Origin of the sequence: Stutzerimonas stutzeri (assembly GCF_018138085.1) — a bacterium.
GTDB lineage: Bacteria > Pseudomonadota > Gammaproteobacteria > Pseudomonadales > Pseudomonadaceae > Stutzerimonas > Stutzerimonas stutzeri_AI.
In genome coordinates this window covers 4,620,222-4,637,273 of the sequence record NZ_CP073105.1, presented here as the reverse complement: position 1 = coordinate 4,637,273, position 17,052 = coordinate 4,620,222, and the positions used below count along the sequence as shown (strand labels likewise).

Annotated in this window: 15 protein-coding genes and 1 pseudogene; 9 read left to right on the top strand and 7 right to left on the bottom strand. The window is 66.1% G+C overall.

Annotation, left to right across the window (positions count from 1 at the left end; all coding sequences use genetic code 11):
• Positions 1-77: 77 nt before the first annotated feature.
• The gene (locus KCX70_RS21225) at positions 78-2,945 is read left to right on the top strand and encodes an ATP-binding protein (RefSeq protein WP_212618732.1); all 2,868 of its coding nucleotides are present in this window, start codon (positions 78-80) and stop codon (positions 2,943-2,945) included.
• Positions 2,946-3,126: 181 nt separating this feature from the next.
• Here KCX70_RS21225 and KCX70_RS21220 read toward each other — a convergent pair whose 3' ends face one another.
• Positions 3,127-4,119, bottom strand: coding sequence for an asparaginase (locus tag KCX70_RS21220; protein WP_212618731.1), 993 nt, complete (start codon positions 4,117-4,119; stop codon positions 3,127-3,129).
• A gap of 69 nt (positions 4,120-4,188) precedes the next feature.
• Positions 4,189-5,634, bottom strand: coding sequence for an alanine/glycine:cation symporter family protein (locus KCX70_RS21215; RefSeq protein WP_212618730.1), 1,446 nt, complete (start codon positions 5,632-5,634; stop codon positions 4,189-4,191).
• Positions 5,635-5,786: 152 nt separating this feature from the next.
• On the opposite strand from KCX70_RS21215, the gene KCX70_RS21210 reads away from it, so the two are divergent.
• Complete coding sequence (locus KCX70_RS21210; RefSeq protein WP_021206191.1) at positions 5,787-6,608, top strand: helix-turn-helix domain-containing protein; 822 nt, start codon at positions 5,787-5,789, stop codon at positions 6,606-6,608.
• Positions 6,609-6,611: 3 nt separating this feature from the next.
• On the opposite strand, the gene KCX70_RS21205 is transcribed toward KCX70_RS21210, so the two are convergent.
• The 3 genes from KCX70_RS21205 to KCX70_RS21195 are packed head-to-tail and all read right to left on the bottom strand — an operon-like array spanning position 6,612 to position 8,403.
• Positions 6,612-7,298, bottom strand: coding sequence for a GNAT family N-acetyltransferase (locus KCX70_RS21205; protein ID WP_212618729.1), 687 nt, complete (start codon positions 7,296-7,298; stop codon positions 6,612-6,614).
• A 12-nt stretch (positions 7,299-7,310) separates the two neighbouring features.
• Positions 7,311-7,754, bottom strand: coding sequence for a GNAT family N-acetyltransferase (locus KCX70_RS21200; protein WP_212618728.1), 444 nt, complete (start codon positions 7,752-7,754; stop codon positions 7,311-7,313).
• Positions 7,744-8,403, bottom strand: coding sequence for an FMN-binding negative transcriptional regulator (locus KCX70_RS21195; RefSeq protein WP_212618727.1), 660 nt, complete (start codon positions 8,401-8,403; stop codon positions 7,744-7,746). The genes KCX70_RS21200 and KCX70_RS21195 overlap by 11 nt, the downstream gene beginning before the upstream one ends.
• Positions 8,404-8,498: 95 nt before the next feature.
• Here KCX70_RS21195 and KCX70_RS21190 point away from each other — a divergent pair.
• A pseudogene (locus KCX70_RS21190) lies at positions 8,499-9,954 on the top strand (PLP-dependent aminotransferase family protein).
• A 42-nt stretch (positions 9,955-9,996) separates the two neighbouring features.
• Here KCX70_RS21190 and aspA read toward each other — a convergent pair.
• Positions 9,997-11,421, bottom strand: coding sequence for an aspartate ammonia-lyase (gene aspA, locus KCX70_RS21185; RefSeq protein WP_021206186.1), 1,425 nt, complete (start codon positions 11,419-11,421; stop codon positions 9,997-9,999).
• 191 nt (positions 11,422-11,612) lie between these two features.
• Between aspA and KCX70_RS21180 the strand changes: the two genes are divergently transcribed.
• Positions 11,613-12,539 carry a LysR substrate-binding domain-containing protein gene (locus KCX70_RS21180; protein WP_212618726.1) on the top strand — a complete coding sequence of 309 codons (927 nt, stop codon included), beginning with the start codon at positions 11,613-11,615 and terminating at the stop codon, positions 12,537-12,539.
• A 34-nt stretch (positions 12,540-12,573) separates the two neighbouring features.
• Here KCX70_RS21180 and adhP read toward each other — a convergent pair whose 3' ends face one another.
• Positions 12,574-13,596: an alcohol dehydrogenase AdhP gene (gene adhP, locus KCX70_RS21175; RefSeq protein ID WP_212618725.1), complete on the bottom strand. Its 1,023-nt coding sequence runs from the start codon at positions 13,594-13,596 to the stop codon at positions 12,574-12,576.
• Between the two features lie 252 nt (positions 13,597-13,848).
• Between adhP and purE the strand changes: the two genes are divergently transcribed.
• From purE to KCX70_RS21150, 5 genes are all read left to right on the top strand, one after another.
• A complete protein-coding gene (purE, locus tag KCX70_RS21170; RefSeq protein ID WP_021206183.1) occupies positions 13,849-14,340 on the top strand; it encodes a 5-(carboxyamino)imidazole ribonucleotide mutase in 492 nt (163 codons plus the stop codon).
• Entirely contained in the window at positions 14,341-15,426 is a 1,086-nt protein-coding gene (locus KCX70_RS21165; protein WP_212618724.1) for a 5-(carboxyamino)imidazole ribonucleotide synthase, read from the top strand. It abuts the gene before it with no gap.
• 101 nt (positions 15,427-15,527) lie between these two features.
• Entirely contained in the window at positions 15,528-15,779 is a 252-nt protein-coding gene (locus tag KCX70_RS21160; protein WP_025243550.1) for a GlsB/YeaQ/YmgE family stress response membrane protein, read from the top strand.
• A gap of 53 nt (positions 15,780-15,832) precedes the next feature.
• A complete protein-coding gene (locus KCX70_RS21155; RefSeq protein ID WP_212618723.1) occupies positions 15,833-16,363 on the top strand; it encodes a DUF3299 domain-containing protein in 531 nt (176 codons plus the stop codon).
• Positions 16,347-17,051 carry a uracil-DNA glycosylase family protein gene (locus KCX70_RS21150; protein WP_212618722.1) on the top strand — a complete coding sequence of 235 codons (705 nt, stop codon included), beginning with the start codon at positions 16,347-16,349 and terminating at the stop codon, positions 17,049-17,051. The genes KCX70_RS21155 and KCX70_RS21150 overlap by 17 nt, the downstream gene beginning before the upstream one ends.
• The last annotated feature ends 1 nt before the right edge of the window (position 17,052 follow it).

The window sequence follows — 17,052 nt, the reverse complement described above, 5'->3', positions numbered from 1 at the left end:
GACCGCGACGGCCGCCATGCTAGGATTTCCCGCCGTGGCCAGGCCAAGCGCTTGAGCCCGATTGCAGGAGCTGCGCAGTGTCGAAAACGCCCACCGGAATACGTCAATGGATCTGGCGCGTCATCGTCCAGACCGCGCTGATTCCGCTGGTGCTGGTCGAATGCGTGCTCGTGGCCACCTACCTGCTGACCAACAATGCCATCCGCGAGGCGCAGATCGACTACCTGCGCGAGGCCGCTCTCGGCGACCTGCGAATGGCGGTAGCGCAAGAGACGCGCATCGTCGATCAGCAGTTGCAGCAGGTCGCGCGCTCCACCGAGCTGTTGCGAAGCGCCACGGCGCGAGCCCTGTCGGCGGACGCTCCGGTTGCGCCGTATCCGCTGCAACTCACCGCCAGCGGCAGCCGCTACAGCCCGGAAGACCACGGCGGCGCGGCGAGCTTCTATTCGGCCATCACCCCCGCCGAGCAACACGACCTGCAGAAGGTCGCCCGGCTGCACCGCCTCGACCCGCTGCTGAAGGATCTGCACGCCGGCAATCCACTGATCGCCAGCGTCTATTTCAACAGCTGGGACAGTTACAACCACATCTACCCCTGGTTCGACACGGCGCAGCAATACCCGCCCGACGTAGACATCCCCACCTACAACTTCTACTACCTGGCCAACGCCTGGCAGAACCCGTCGCGCAAGATCGTCTGGACCGATGTCTACCTGGATCCGGCCGGGCAGGGCTGGATGATGTCGGCCATCGCGCCGGTGTATCGCGGCGATTTCCTCGAAGGCGTCAGCGGCGTGGACGTCACGGTCAACGGGCTCATCGGTCAGATCGGCGCGCTGCGGGTGCCCTGGGGCGGTTATGCCCTGTTGGTCAGCCGTGACCTGAGCATCATGGCCCTGCCAGAAGCGGGCGAGCGTGAGTTCGGCCTCGACGAACTGACCGAGCATTCCTACGACGAAGCCGTGCGCCGGGAAGTCTTCAAGCCGGAGGATTTCCGCCTCGATCGCCGCGAACACACCCGCGAGCTGGCCAGGGCCGTCGCGACCCAGGAAGACGGCGTGATGCGCCTGACGCTGGACGGCGAACCGCGGCTGGTCGCCTGGACCACGGTGCCGCAGACCGGTTGGCATCTGCTGGCCGTGGTCGATGAAGCCCAGCTGTTCAGCCAGACCAATGCGCTGGCCAGCCGTTTCCAGCAGATCGGTTACCTGCTGATTGGCGGCCTGCTGCTGTTCTACCTGTTGTTCTTCGCTTTTATCTGGCTACGCGCGCGGCGGCTCAGCCAGGCGCTGCTGACACCCATTGCCGGCATCTCGCGGATGATGGCGGCCATCGGATCGGGCCAATGGCGACCGCAGCCGGCGGCGTCCGATATCCGCGAGCTCGATGAGCTGAGCCAGCACACCCTGGCCCTCGGCGGCCGGCTGGAAACCAGCGAGGCGCAGCGCAGCCAGGCGCAAGAGCGCCTCGAACTGGTGCTCGAAAGCGCCACCGAGAGCCTCTGGGAGCTGGACATGCGCAGCGGCACGATGCAGTTGCGTGGTCGCCTGCCGGCGCGTTTCGGGCTGCCCGCGGCCCAGCTCAGCGAAGCGCAGTTCCTGCGGCGCATCCACCCGCAGGATGTGCCGCAGGTCCGCGCCGAGCTGGAGCGTATGCACCGCGACGGCGCCAGGCTGCGCTACGAAAGCGAGTTCCGTTTCGTCGACGCCCTGGGTACGTACCATTGGCTGCTCAGCCGTGGCCGCGTGCTCGAACGCGATCCGGTGACCGGTCAGGCGATCCTGATTGCCGGCACCCACGTGGACATCGATGCGATCAAGCGCGGCGAGGAAGACCTGCGCCTGGCGACCCAGCAGGCCCAGGCCGCGAACCAGGCCAAGACCCACCTGATCTCCAGCATCAGCCACGAGTTGCGCACGCCACTCAACGCCATCCTCGGTTTTGCCCAGCTGATGCGCATGGACTGCTCGCCAGAAGCCGATTCCCAGGCCGTCGACTACCTCGATGAGATCCTGCTGGCCAGCCGGCATCTAAACCAGCTGCTGGGCGACATTCTCGACTGGTCGAGCTTGCAGGCCGAGCGGCCGCGGCTGCTGCTCGAGCCTGTCGAAGTCACCGCGCTGATGCGTGAGTGCGCCGAGCTGGTGACGCTCGATGTCCGGCGTCACGGCTTGCAGCTCGCATTCGACCTGCCAGCCGCGCCGGTCGACGTGATGGCCGAGGCGAGGCGGCTGCGGCAAGTGCTGCTCAACCTGCTGTCGAATGCGATCAAGTACAACCGACCGGCCGGGCGGATTCGCCTGGCCGTGGAAACGCTGGCAGGGCAGGTGCGCCTGATCGTAGAGGACACCGGCCTGGGCATCGACGAAGACCAGCATGCGGAAATGTTCGAGCCGTTCCGACGCCTGGGCCGCGAGAGTTCGAATATCCAGGGCGCCGGTATCGGCCTGTCGCTGTGCCTGGAGTACGCCAAGCTGATGGGCGGCAGCATCGGCGTCAAGAGCACCCCCGGCGTCGGCAGCCGCTTCTGGATCGCCCTGCCTGCGTTCGAGCCGCAGGGCGAGCCGCGGCTGCACGAGCGCCCGCGGATTGTGTATGTCGAAGACTATCCGGCCAGCCAACTGCTGGTACGCAAGGCGCTGGCCGATCTGGGAGAAGTCAGTGTGATCGGCAACGGCCGCCTGGCCCTGGAACGGGTGCTGGCCGATCCGCCGGACCTACTGCTGCTGGACCTGAACCTGCCCGAGCTCAGCGGCGAGCAACTGCTGCGGTTGCTACGCCAGGCGCCGGCGACGCGCCGACTGCCGGTGATAGTGCTGAGCGCAGCGAGCCAGGCCGACGAAGGGCTCGACTGTCAGGAGCGGCTGGGCAAGCCGCTTGATCTGAACGAGCTGCGTCGACGCGTCCGTGATCATCTTCAGGCGCTGGACCTGATCCCGAGCTGAGCGGCTCGTCGGGATAGGCGTTCCGGCGTGCCCGGCAGCGAGCCCGCTCTACGGGGCAGCGCGGTTTCGAGTAGAAATCAGATACTGGCGAAGGCCGGGAAGGCCGGGAAGGCCGGGAAGCCCGGAAGGCGCCGTGGCGGCGCTCTTCATCGGTGCTCTTCATCGACGCTCATTGGCGCTTTCAGTCGGCGCGCTCGCCGCAGAGATCGAGGGCGAACCAGTGTTCGACTTCCGTCTGCGACAGTCTGGCGCCGAGCAGCGCGAACAGCTTGCCCAGCGCGGCCTCGCGGGTCATGCCGCCACCGGAGACCAGACCGCTGGCCGCCAACTGGCTGCCGGTCGCGTAGATGTTGAACTCCACGTGCCCTTGCGGACATTGGCTGATCGCCGCCAGCACGATCCCGCGCTGGTGCGCGTCCTGCAATGCCTGCAGCAGCGCGGCATCATCCGCCGGGCCCGTGCCGTTGCCATAGCATTCGACCAGCACCCCCTGCACGCCGCTGCCAAGCAGCGTGCGCACCTGGGCTGCCTGGATCCCCGGATACAGTGCCAGCACCGCCAGATTGACCGGTTGTCGCGGCTGACGGTAGTCGAGCGTGGCGGGGATGGCCGCGGCGCGTTGCCCCTGGCGCACCCGCGTCGGCACGCCGAAGGCATCGAGGCTGGCGGTGCCCAGCTTGCTGGCGCGGGCGCCATGCATCAGCTTGCCGGCGAAATACAGGTGCACGCCGGGCGCGACACCCGCGTGCAGCGCCTGCATCGCGCCGAACAGGTTGTCCCAGGCGTCGCTGCCTGGAGCACCCGCCGGCAGCATGGCACCGGTCATTACCACCGGCACCGGCAAGCCCAGCAACAGGAAGCTCAGGGCGGCGGCGCTGTAGGCCAGGGTATCGGTGCCGTGCAGCACCAGCACGCCATCGCAGCCGTCCTCTTCGACGCCGGTCCGGATGGCCACGACCATGGCCAGCCAATTCTCCTGGCGCATATTGGCGCTGTCGATCGGTGGCAGCAGTTCGCGGAATTGCCAGTGCGGCAGGGTCAGCTGCGGTTGCAGGGCCTGCTGCTCGCGCAAGCGGTCGGCAAAGCCGGATGCGGGCACCAGGCCTTCGGCGCTCTGCTGCATGCCGATGGTGCCGCCGGTGTACAACACCAGAATGTTTCTGGAAGCCACCATGTTGGTCTCCTATAAAAACAGGGGGCTAAGCCCCCTGTCTGTACCCCAGTTCGTACCCGCTTCGTGCGCTTAGCGCTGCTGCGCCGGGGAAGCGGTTGCCGTTCCCGTGGCAGGTGTCTCACGGGTGCCCTGGGCTGGCCAGACGCTCGGGTCCAGGTCCAGATCGGAGAAGTGCTTCGGATCGAACACCGGCTGCTCGACGCCGGCATCACGCTGGCTGTCGTAGTCGCGCATCAGGCGCAGGCCGACCTTGAACAGCAGCGCCAGCGCGATCAGGTTGCAGATCGCCAGCAGCCCCATGGTGACGTCGGCGAAGCCGAACACCGTGCCCAGGTCCTGGATCGAGCCCCACATCACCAGGCAGATGACCATGATGCGGTACACCAGCACCGGCCAGCGCTTGGCGGTGAAGAAGCCCAGTGCGTTCTCGCCGAGGTAGTAGTTGTAGATCAGCGTGGTGAACACGAACAGCAGCAGCGCGACGCTGATAAAGACCCGGCCCCACTCGCCGACCACTGCAGCTACGGCGGTCTGCGTCAGGACCACGCCGGCCATGTCGCTCCCCGGCTCGAACACACCGGAGAGGATGATGATCAGCGCGGTGCAGCTGCACAGCACGATGGTGTCGATGAACACGCTGAGCGACTGGACGATGCCCTGCGCGACCGGGTGCTTGACCTCGGCCACTGCCGCCACGTTCGGCGCACTGCCCAGACCGGCCTCGTTGGAGAACAGGCCGCGCTTGACGCCCATGATGATCGCCGCGCCGATGCCGCCGGCAAACGCCGGCTCCAGGCCGAAGGCGCTGCGGAAGATGGTGCCGAAAGCCTCCGGAATGTCGCCGGCATTACTGCCGATGACGAAGATGGCCATGGCGATGTAGGAGAACGCCATCACCGGTACCAGCACGTCGGCAAACTTGGCGATGCGCTTGATGCCACCGAAGATGATCAGGCCGATCACCACCATCAGCACGATGCCGCTGACGAAGGTGGGGACACCAAAGGTGTCGTTCATCGAGCTTGCAACGGTGTAGGACTGCACGGCGTTGAAGCCGAAGCCGAAGGTCACCAGCAGCAGCAGCGATACGACGATGCCCAGCCAGCGCTGGCCGAGACCGTGCTGGATGTAGAACGCCGGGCCGCCGCGATAGCCGCCGTCGGGTTCACGGCGCTTGTACAGCTGCGCCAGGGAGCATTCGAAATAGCTGGTGGCCATGCCGACCAGCGCGACGATCCACATCCAGAAGATCGCGCCCGGCCCGCCGAGCATGATGGCGACCGAGACGCCAGCGATGTTGCCGGCACCGACGCGGCCGGCGACGCTGAGCATCAGCGCCTGGAACGAGCTGAGCTGTCCGGGCTGGCGTTTGAAGGCTTCGCCGAAGATCTGGAACATGCTGCCGAAGTAGCGAAACTGGACGAAGCGCGAGGCGATGGTGAAGAACAGGCCGAGGCCTATCAGCATCACGATGAGCAGCTTGCTCCAGATGAGATCGTTGAGTAAATCGAGCATGACGGAAGGGTCTCTCTTGTTGTTGTGACAAATGTTGAAACACAGCCCTGGAATGGTTGGCCAGAGCTGATCCTCATGCAATTGCGCGGATCGCGGCGAGCTGGCGCGAGTTGATGCTAGAATTGCGCCGCTCGCATCACCCGGAACCCCGCATGGACAACCACCTTGGCGCCAACCTCAAGCTGCTCTGCAGCCACTATCGCTCGATCGCCGAGGTCTGCCGCAAGCTCGCGATCAACCGCGCCCAGTTCAATAAATACCTGAACGGCCAGAGCCGCCCGACGGCGCACAACCTCAAGCGTATCTGTGATTTCTTCGGGGTCGAGAGCTACGAGTTGAGTCTGCCCGGCGAGCAGTTCGCGCAACTGATCGGTCTGCGTCAGCACGACCAGGAACGCATCGCCGCCAGCGATCCGCTGCTCGAGCTGTTCCAGCCGATGCGCGACAACGCCAATAGCCTGGCCCGTTACTGCGGTTACTACTTCGAATACGCCAACTGCATGTCGGTGCCGGGGCAAATCCTGCTGTCGCTGGTGCATCTGCGCGAGGATCGCGGCAGCTTCGTCTTCGAACGCCAGGAGCGCCAGGAACAGTCGCGCGCCGACAATCCCAAACAGGAGGACGGAGTCGTACGCTGCCGCTACCTGGGCGCCGCCTTCTATTTGCAGGACCGCCTGTTCCTCATCGACTACGAGTCACTGACCGACAACGAGATGAGCCAGACCATCCTGATCCCCAGCTTCAAGAGCCGTATCAGCCGCCTCAATGGCCTGAAGACCGGCGTGTCGAGCGGGGATCGGCGCACTCCGGCCTGTACCCGCGTGGTCTGGGAATATCTGGGTACTGAGATCAACCGGGTCAACGCCTACCGCCAGGTGATGCTCTATGACCTGGACGACCCGCGTATCGACCCGGAAATCCGCGCGCGACTGGCGTCGGTGTCCCTGCGCGACGGCTTGTTCGAGATCGAGTAGGGTCTAGCGCAGATTCCGTCGGAGAATTTCCAGGCGTTGCCGCTGCTGTCCCTGGGCGTCGAAGTTGTCCGCGCGTAGCCAACGTTCGAACGCTTCGCAGCAGGCCGGCCACTGGTGGTCGAGCATCGCGAACCAGGCGGTGTCGCGGTTGCGGCCCTTGATCACCATGTGCTGGCGAAACAACCCTTCGTAGCTGAAACCCAGGCGCGTGGCGGCGCGCATGGAGCGGGCGTTGTCGGCATTGCACTTCCATTCCAGGCGGCGATAGCCCAGCTCGCCCAGGGCAAGCCTGGCGAGCAGGAAGACGGCCTCGGTCGATGCCTGGCTGCGTTGCATCGCGGGGCCGAAGACGACGTGACCGATCTCGATGCAGCCGTGTGCCGGTGTGATGCGTTGAAAGCTCAGCAGCCCGACCGCGCGCTGGTGACTCCGGTCGATCACGGTGAAGAACAGCGGATCGACGGTCGCGGCGCAGCCATCCAGCCAGGCGTCGAATGCGCCGCGCTCAATGAACGGGCCATAGGGCAGGTAGTCCCACAGCGCTGGGTCGTCGACCCCCTGCAGCGCCGCCCAGAGCTCATCGCCGTGCCGCGTGAAGCACAGCGGTTCGAGTTGCACGTAATGCCCTATCAGTGCGGCACGGGGCGGGATCGGCACGGGCTGCCAGTCGGTTGGGTTGGGCTGGGGCATGGTGGCGCCTGTTCAGAGTAGTTTGCGGTATTGGATGAAACCCGAGCGATCGGCGATGCGCTCGTAGAGCTGCATGGCGTCGTGGTTGGTTTCGTGGGTCAGCCAGTGCACGCGCGACTCACCCGCGGCGCGAGCCTGGGCATAGACGTGCTCGATCAGGCGCCTCCCGATGCCGCCGCCGCGCAGGCCGGCGCTGACGAACAGGTCCTGCAGGTAGCAGTAGTCACCGGTGGTCCAGCAGGAACGGTGATAGATGAAGTGCACGAGACCGACGGCCTGCCCGTCCTGCCACGCCAGCGCGGCATGCATGGGCTCGGCGGGGTCGATGAAGCGCTGCCAGGTCGTGGCGCTGGTCTGCTCGGCTACCGTGCTCTGGTAGAAGTCCAGGTAGCGCTGCCACAAGGGCAGCCAGGCAGCATGGTCTTCGGCGGTGACGGGGCGGATATCAATGCTCATACGGCTTCCTTGGGGTGGGCTGACGATCGCTGATGTGGGCGGCCAGTTCGCGGTCGCGGCTATCGCTACTGCTCGCCAGCGCCTCGCGTACGCCGGCCTGGTCGGCCTGGCTGCGGTTCTGGCTGAGCTTGAACTTGCCTTGCAACTGTTCGATCGGCAGGGCGAAGCCGACGATGGCGCGTAGCTGCTTGGCGATATAGGCGCTGGGCGCATCGCTTACCGCCCAGGGCCGCTCGCGCGTGGCCTCATGCTGCGCGCTGAGTCGGCTCACCAGTTGCAGCAGGCGCTCGCTGTCGTCAAATACCTCTGCGCGCCCCTGCGCCTGCACGCTGATGTAGTTCCAGGTCGGCACCACCTCGCCGTGCTCGGCCTTGCTGGGATACCAGGACGGGCTGACATAGGCGTCCGGGCCATGGAATATCACCAGCACCGGCTGGCCTTCGGCGAGGTCGCGCCACTGCGGATTGGCCCGGGCGAAGTGTCCGTACAGCGTGCCGAAGGGGCCCTCGTCCGGGTCCAGCAGCAACGGCAGATGACTGGCGAGCAAGCCCTGCGTGCCATGGCTGACAAGGGTGGGCAGGCGGCTGTCGCGCATCTGTCGATGCAGCGTCGCGAGATCGTTCTGGCGAAAGGCGGTTGGGGTGTACATCGTCTGGCTCCTGGGTGATGAGCCATGCTAGGCAGACCATTGGTCTGCTGTAAGATCCATTTCTCGTCAGTTTCATGGAGCCATTCGCCATGCCGATGCCGTCTGCACCGCCGTTGTCGGTCGATTTGTCCGGCATTCGCCTCGACCCGCAGCGCGGCCTGGCGCGTCAGCTCTATCAGGCGCTGCGCGAACGCATCCTCGATGGGCGTCTGCCTGGAAGCACGCGGCTGCCGGCGAGCCGTGATCTGGCGGGCCTGCTGGGGATATCGCGCAATACGGTGATGCGGGCGTTCGATCAGCTGTACGCCGAAGGCTACGTCGAGGGCCGCGTCGGCGCGGGCACCTTTGTCGCCGGCTTGGGTGCGACGGCCGCCCCGCTACCGATAGCGCAGGCCGGCAGCGCGCAGACGAACGCGCTACAGCTGTTGCAGCAGCATCACCTGAATCCTCCCTTGAATGGTCCGCCGCGGGCGTTCCGGGTCGGCGTACCGGCCTTCGACCTGTTTCCCTTCGAAACCTGGGCGCGGTTGACGGCACGTTTCTGGCGCAAGCCGTCGCCTGCGCGGCTGGGCTATGGCGACCCGGCCGGCGACCTGCGGCTGCGCGAACTGATCGCAGCCTACCTGCGTAACAGCCGCGGCCTGTACTGCGATCCGGCGCAGGTGGTGGTCACCAGCGGCGCACAGCAGGCCATCAGCCTGTGCGCACAGTTGCTGGTCAGCCCCGGTGCGCAAGTGGCGGTGGAGAATCCCGGCTACCGCGCCGCCGGCCACGCGCTGGCGGTCGCTGGGGCACAGTTGCGTGGCGTGTCGGTAGACAGCGACGGCCTGGACACCGCCGAGCTGGCGCGGATCGCGGGCTGCAAGCTGGTTTACGTGACGCCATCGCATCAGTACCCGACCGGGGTAACCCTGTCGCTGGCGCGGCGGCTGGAGCTGCTGGAGTGGGCGCAGCGCAATGACGGCCTGATCATCGAGGATGACTACGACGGCGAGTACCGCTATAGCGGTACGCCACTGGCCCCGCTTGCCGCCCTCGATCGGCAAGGCCGCGTGCTGTATGTCGGTACCTTCTGCAAAATCGCCTTTCCGGCGCTGCGCCTGGGCTATCTGGTGTTGCCACCGGCGCTGGCCGAGGCTTTCGCCCGCCGCCGCGCGCTGGACATGCGCCACTCGGCAGGCGGTGATGGCCGAATTCATCGCGGCCGGCCATTTCCAGCGGCACATTCGGCGCATGCGGGCTGCGGCCCGGGCTCGGCGCGATGCCTTGCTGGCCGGCTGGCCGAGCGCGATCGAGGGCTGCACGACGCTACCGCCGGTGCATGCCGGGCTGCACCTGTGCGTGAGGGTCGATAGCCTGGCTCGCGAGCGCGAGCTGATCGCTGCGGCGGACCGGGTTGGCGTGGAAATGTCGGCGCTGAGCCGCTACTGGCTGCCCGACAGCGCCACCCCGGAGGATGAACGAGCGGGGCTGGTGCTGGGCTTCGCTGCCGTGCCCGAGGCAGCGATCGAGCAGGCGCTGGAGGCGCTGCGGCGCGCCTGGCGGCTCTGAGGTGACAGGCCGCCGCGCTCGGGCGAGGCGGCCTGCTTACGATCACTGACGCAACGGCACCAGTCGCGGCGCGATCATGTTTTCCGGGCGCAGGATGTCATCCAGGGTGGCGTCGTCCAGCAACTGCTCCTCGCGCACCAGCTCCAGCACGCCGCGACCGCTGAGCAGCGCCTGGCCGGCGATGCGGGTGGCGTTCTCGTAGCCGATGTAGGGATTTAGCGCGGTGATCAGGCCGATGGAGTTTTCCATCAGGCGTCGGCAGTGGTCTTCGTTCGCGGTGATGCCCACGATGCAGTGCTCGCGCAGCATGTCCATGGCGCGTTGCAGCAGGCGGATCGAGTCGAACAGCTTGAAGGCGATCAGCGGCTCCATGACGTTGAGCTGCAGCTGCCCGGCTTCGGCCGCCATGGTCAGCGCCAGGTCGTTGCCGATGACCTCGAACGCCACCTGGTTGACCGCTTCAGGGATAACCGGGTTGACCTTGCCCGGCATGATCGAGCTTCCGGGTTGACGCGCAGGCAGGTTGATCTCGTTGATGCCGGTGCGCGGGCCGCTGGAGAGCAGGCGCAGGTCGTTGCAGATCTTCGACAGCTTGACCGCCAGGCGTTTGAGCATGCTGGAGAAGGTGACGAAGGCGCCCATGTCGGAGGTGGCTTCGATCAGGTCGGCCGCCGGTTTCAGCGGATGGCCGCTGATGGTTGCCAGGCGCTGCACGGCCAAAGCCTGGTAGCTGGGGTCGGCGTTGATGCCGGTGCCGATGGCGGTGCCGCCGAGGTTGACCTCGACCAACAGCTGCGGGGCGATCAGGCGCAGGTGCTCCAGGTCTTCGCCAAGGGTGGTGGCGAAGGCGCGGAATTCCTGGCCGAGGGTCATCGGCACCGCGTCCTGCAGCTGGGTGCGGCCCATCTTGAGGATGTGCGCGAACTCGGTCGACTTGCCGGCGAACGCCTGCACCAGGCTGTCGAGGCTGGCCAGCAGGGTGTCGTGGCCGAGCAGCAGGCCGAGGCGGATGGCGGTGGGGTAGGCGTCGTTGGTCGACTGCGCCATGTTCACGTCGTTGTTCGGGTGCAGGTAGCGGTATTCGCCTTTGGCGTGGCCCATGTATTCCAGCGCAAGGTTGGCGATCACCTCGTTGGCGTTCATGTTGGTCGAGGTGCCGGCGCCGCCCTGGATCATGTCGACGACGAACTGGTCGTGATGCTCGCCGCGGATCAGGTGCGCGCAGGCCTGGCTGATGGCGGTGTGCTTGGCGTCGCTGAGGTGGCCGAGCTCGCGGTTGGCGTCGGCCGCCGCCTGCTTGACCATCGCCAGTGCGACCACCAGCTTGGGAAAATGCGACAGCGGTACGCCGGAAAGGTGAAAGTTGCGCACCGCGCGCAGCGTCTGGATACCGTAGTAGGCGTCGGCGGGTACTTCGAGGGAGCCAAGCAGGTCTTTTTCGAGGCGGAACGATGCAGCGGAGGACATGAGGGTTCTCATCCGAGAGAAAAGCGGCATATGCCGCGAAGGCCGCTACCATAGGCCTTGAGGCCCGATCTCGGCCAATGCCGTTAAAAGCTGGGTCATGCATGATCGGCATACGAAGCATGTGACGTCGCTTCGCTGGCGAGCGTTATTGCCGCATACGATCGCCCCTACCTCGGCTGCCCGGAGCGCCCATGAACATCGAAACCAAGTGGCTGGAAGATCTGGTCGCCCTGGCCGCAACGCGAAGCTTCTCCCAAGCCGCCGAGCGGCGCTTCGTCACCCAGCCAGCGTTCAGCCGGCGCATCCGCAGCCTGGAAAATACGCTGGGCCTGACCTTGGTGAACCGCGCCCGGACGCCGATCGAGCTGACCGAGGCGGGGCAGCTGTTCCTGGTCACGGCACGCAACATGGTCGAGCAGTTGGGCGAAGTGGTGCACTACCTGCACAACCTCGAAGGGCAGCGCGGCGAGGTGCTGCAGATCGCCGCCGCGCATTCGCTGGCGCTGGGGTTCTTCCCAGGATGGCTGGCTCGCCTGCGTCAGGACGGCGTACCGGTCAACAGCCGGCTGGTGGCCACCAACGTCGGCGAGGCGGTGCATTCGCTACGGGAAGGCGCCTGCGACCTGATCCTCGCCTACTACGATCCGGATGCCACGCTGCAGATGGATCCGGAGCTGTTTCCGTCGCTGGCGCTGGGGCGCACCGAGATCGTGCCGGTCTGCGCGGTCGATGAGGCAGGCAGGCCGCTGTTCGATCCGGATAGTGGCCAGACCGTGCCGCTGCTGGCCTACAGCGCCGGCGCCTCGCTGGGTCGTTCGGTGAATCTGCTGCTGCGCCAGCGTGGGCTGCGCTCGACCACCGTGTACGAAACGGCGATGGCCGACAGCCTGAAAAGCATGGCCATGCAACGGCTGGGGCTGGCCTGGGTGCCCCGGCTTTCGGTGACCGCCGAGCTGGAGCGCGGCGAACTGGTAATCTGCGGCGGCGAGCACTGGCGGGTGCCGTTGGAGATACGCCTATATCGCTGCGCATTGGTGCGCAAGGCGCCGGTACGGCTGCTCTGGCGCAAGCTGGAAAGCGGCGCGGGGCAGTGGGCGGAGGCTGTAACCCCCGGCTGAGACCCGGACGCGCTTGGCGCGTCCGGGCGTGGCGTCACATGCCCAGCACGATTCGTCCTTCGATGGCCCCGGCGCGCATCTGGTCGAATATCTGGTTGATGTCGTCCAGCTTGCCGTGGTGGATGGTTGCCTTGACCAGGCCTTCGGCGGCGAAGTCCAGCGCCTCCTGCAGGTCCGCGCGGGTACCGACGATGGAGCCGGTGATGCTGATGGCCTTGAGCACCACATCGAAGATCGGCGTCGGGAAGTCGCCTGGCGGCAGGCCGACCAGGGCGACGGTGCCGTGCCGCCGGGCCATGCCGATGGCCTGACCGAAGGCGCTGTTGGACACGGCGGTCACCAGCACGCCGTGGGCACCGCCAATGTCGCGCTGGATCACGGCGACCGGGTCCTCATGGCGCGCGTTGACCGTCAGGCTGGCGCCGAGCGTGCGGGCCAGCTCCAGCTTGGCGTCGTCGACGTCCACGGCGGCTACGTGCAGGCCCATGGCCTTGGCGTATTGCACGGCCACGTGACCGAGCCCGCCGATGCCGGAAATCACCACCCACTGGCCCGGACGGGCGTTGGTGACCTTCAGGCCCTTGTACACGGTGACGCCGGCGCAGAGGATCGGCGCGATTTCATCGAACGCCACCTGCTTGGGCAGGATGCCGACATAGTCGGGATCGGCCAGCACGTACTCGGCGTAGCCGCCGTTGACCGAGTAACCAGTGTTCTGCTGCTCGGTGCAGAGCGTTTCCCAGCCGGTCAGGCAGTGCTCGCAACAGCCGCAGGCCGTATACAGCCAGGGCACGCCGACCCGATCGCCTTCCTTGACGCGGGTGACGCCGCTGCCAACGGCGGCCACATAGCCGACGCCCTCATGACCGGGAATGAACGGCAGCGACGGGCGCACCGGCCAGTCGCCCTCGACGGCGTGCAGGTCGGTGTGACACACACCACAGGCCTCGATCTTGACTAGGATCTGCCCTGGGCCGGGCAGTGGCACCTTGACTTCCTCGATGCGCAACGGCTCGCCGAAGGCATGTGCCACGGCGGCTTTCATGGTCTGGTTCATGGGGAATCTCCTTTGCCTCGGGAGCCGCCAGTCTGCGCCGCGGCCGTGCTCCCACAATTGACGCCGAGCAATTCCCGCTGCGATCGACAAGGGGGCCGGACACACGGTCGCGGGTGCCGGCGGACGGGGGCTTGCGCTATACTGCGCGGCCTTCGGTCGGACCGGTTCCGGCCATGTACCTGCACGGCCGCGCTGTTTTCAGCGCGGCCGTTGTTCCTGATGCGCCGGTAGGCGCCGAAGAGAGGCACGACGATGACCGCACTGGTAGGCGTGATCATGGGCTCCAAGTCCGACTGGTCCACCTTGAGCCACACCGCAGACATGCTGGAGAAGCTCGGCATTCCGCACGAAGTCACCGTGGTGTCCGCGCACCGCACGCCCGATCTGTTGTTCCAGTACGCCGAACAGGCCGAAGCGCGCGGCTTGCGCGTGATCATCGCCGGTGCTGGCGGCGCCGCTCACCTACCGGGCATGTGCGCGGCCAAGACGCACCTGCCGGTACTCGGCGTGCCGGTGCAGTCCTCGATGCTTTCAGGTGTGGATTCGCTGTTGTCGATCGTGCAGATGCCGGCCGGTGTGCCGGTCGCCACCCTGGCCATCGGCAAGGCGGGCGCGGTCAACGCGGCGCTGCTCTCGGCCAGTATCCTCGGCCATGAATTCCCCGAATATCACGCCGCGCTGAAGGCATTCCGCGACGAACAGACCCAGACCGTGCTCGACAACCCGGACCCGAGGGACGCGTAAATGAAGATCGGCGTAATCGGTGGCGGCCAGCTGGGCCGCATGCTCGCCTTGGCGGGGACCCCGCTGGGGATGAACTTCGCCTTCCTCGATCCTGCCCCGGACGCCTGCGCCGCCGCCCTCGGCGAACACCTGCGGGCGGACTACAGCGATCAGGATCACCTGCGCCAGCTGGCCGACGAGGTCGACCTGGTGACCTTCGAGTTCGAAAGCGTGCCGGCCGAGACCGTCGCCTTCCTGTCGCAGTTCGTGCCGGTCTACCCGAGCGCCGAGGCGCTGCGTATCGCCCGCGACCGATGGTTCGAAAAGTCCATGTTCAAGGATCTCGGTATCCCCACGCCGGAGTTTGCCGATATCCAGTCCCAGGCCGACCTCGACGCCGCCGCGGCCAGCATCGGCCTGCCGGCCGTACTCAAGACGCGCACCCTGGGCTACGACGGCAAGGGACAGAAGGTCCTGCGCAAACCGGCCGATGTCGCCAATGCCTTCGCCGAGCTGGGCAGCGTGCCCTGCATCCTTGAAGGCTTCGTGCCCTTCAGTGGCGAGGTCTCGCTGATCGCCGTTCGGGGCCGTGACGGCGAGACCTGCTTCTACCCGCTGGTCCACAACACCCATGAAGCCGGCATCCTGCGGTTGTCGGTGGCCAGCAGCAATCATCCACTGCAGGCGCTGGCCGAGGACTATGTCGGTCGCGTGCTCAAGCAGCTCGACTACGTCGGCGTGCTGGCCTTCGAGTTCTTCGAAGTCGACGGTGGCCTGAAAGCCAACGAGATCGCGCCGCGGGTGCACAACTCCGGTCACTGGACCATCGAAGGCGCCGAGTGCAGCCAGTTCGAAAACCATCTGCGCGCCGTAACCGGCCTGCCGCTGGGCTCGACGGCCAAGCTGGGCGAAAGCGCGATGATCAATTTCATTGATGAAGTGCCTGCGGTCGAGAAGGTGATCGCCATCGAGGATTGCCACCTGCACCACTACGGCAAGGCATTCAAGGCCGGTCGCAAGGTCGGCCACGCCACGCTGCGCTGCCCGGATCGCGCCACGCTGGACCGGCAGATCACGGCTGTCGAGTCACTGATCGGCCGCGATTGATCCTCCGATCGTCTGGCTTGATCGAATCGCTGGCGAACTGGCTAGCTCGCCTCCTGTCCGAGAATACGTAACGCATATTTTCGGACTTGAGGAGATCGCCAATGGGCATCATCGGAACCATCATCATCGGCCTGATCGTAGGCCTCATCGCACGCTTCCTGAAGCCCGGCAACGACAGCATGGGCTGGATCATGACCATCCTGCTGGGTATCGGCGGCTCGCTGCTGGCCACTTACGGCGGCCAGGCTCTGGGCCTCTACGAGGCGGGCGAGGGTGCAGGCTTTATCGGTGCGGTGGTCGGTGCGATCATCCTGCTGGTGATCTACGGCATGGTGACCAGCCGTAAGCACTGACCCGTACGGGGCCGCGCCCTGTTGCGGCCCCGTTCCCTCAGCACTTGGTTCTCATGCGCCCGCTATTTCTATTCCTGTTGCTGTCTTTCACCCCGTTGCTTCACGCCGCCCCGGCTGAACTCGACTGGCTCGAGCTGATGCCCGCGGAGGATCGCAAGGCGCTGGAGGAGATGCTGGAAATCGAGCACGACTCTCCGGAATCCCGTGGTTTCAGTGACCAGGGAGGGCTCAAACAGGACGCGGGGCTGCCCGCGGTGATGTATTCGGCCAAGACCGTCCCGTCGCTGGCGGGCAAGCAGGTTCGCCTCGGCGGCTATCCGGTCCCGCTTGAGACCGACGCACAGGGGCGCAGTACCGAATTCTTCCTGGTGCCCTATCCCGGCGCCTGTATCCACGTGCCGCCGCCACCGCCCAATCAGATCGTGATGGTCCGCTATCCGCAGGGGATCACCCTTGACGATATCTATGCTCCGCTCTGGGTGAACGGCAGGTTGCAGATCGAGTCGGTCAGCAACGACATGGCTGACGCCGCCTATGTGATCGCGGCGGACCAGGTGACAGTGGTCGATGAAAGCGACCTCTGAGCGGCGGCCGGCCTCGGCTAAGCTCGATCAGGCCGAGCGTGAGGCCTTCCGCGCGCTGGCGGCCAGGACCGAAGGCATCGACGTCGAGGTCTACCGGAGATTCGACAAGGATCCGCTGGAGCCGATCGTTGGCCTTGGCCGCGTCGATGCGCCCGTCGCCTTCTTTGGGCGCGACCCCGGCCGCGAGGAAGTTCGCCACGGTGAGCCGTTCATCGGCGCGGGCGGGCAATTGGTGCGCCGCGTGCTCTACCGGCATCTGCATGGCGAAGACATGCCGGATTTCGAGGCTGGCCGCGTGCTTGGCCACGAATTCTTCTGGGTCAACACGGTGCCCTACAAGCCGCTGGGCAATCGCGCCTGGTCGATGGCGGTCAAACGGCGCTTCCAGCCGCTCATGCAACAGCTGCTTATCGAGAACTGGCACGGCCGCGACATCGTCACGCTCGGCCGCGAAGCCTTCCTCTGGTTCGGCCTGGCGCAGGAACGCGAGGTGCGCCAGCAGCTCGAGGCGTTCTGGCGCCGGGACGAGCGCTTCACCCAGTACTTCGAGATCGAGCTGGCAACGGAGCAGGGCGCTGCGCGGGCGTTTCGTCTGTATCCATTGCCGCATCCTTCGCCGCGCAATCGCGTCTGGTTCGACCGGTTTCCGGCCCTTCTCGAGGCGCGTTTGCAGCAGCTGCTGGGTTGAG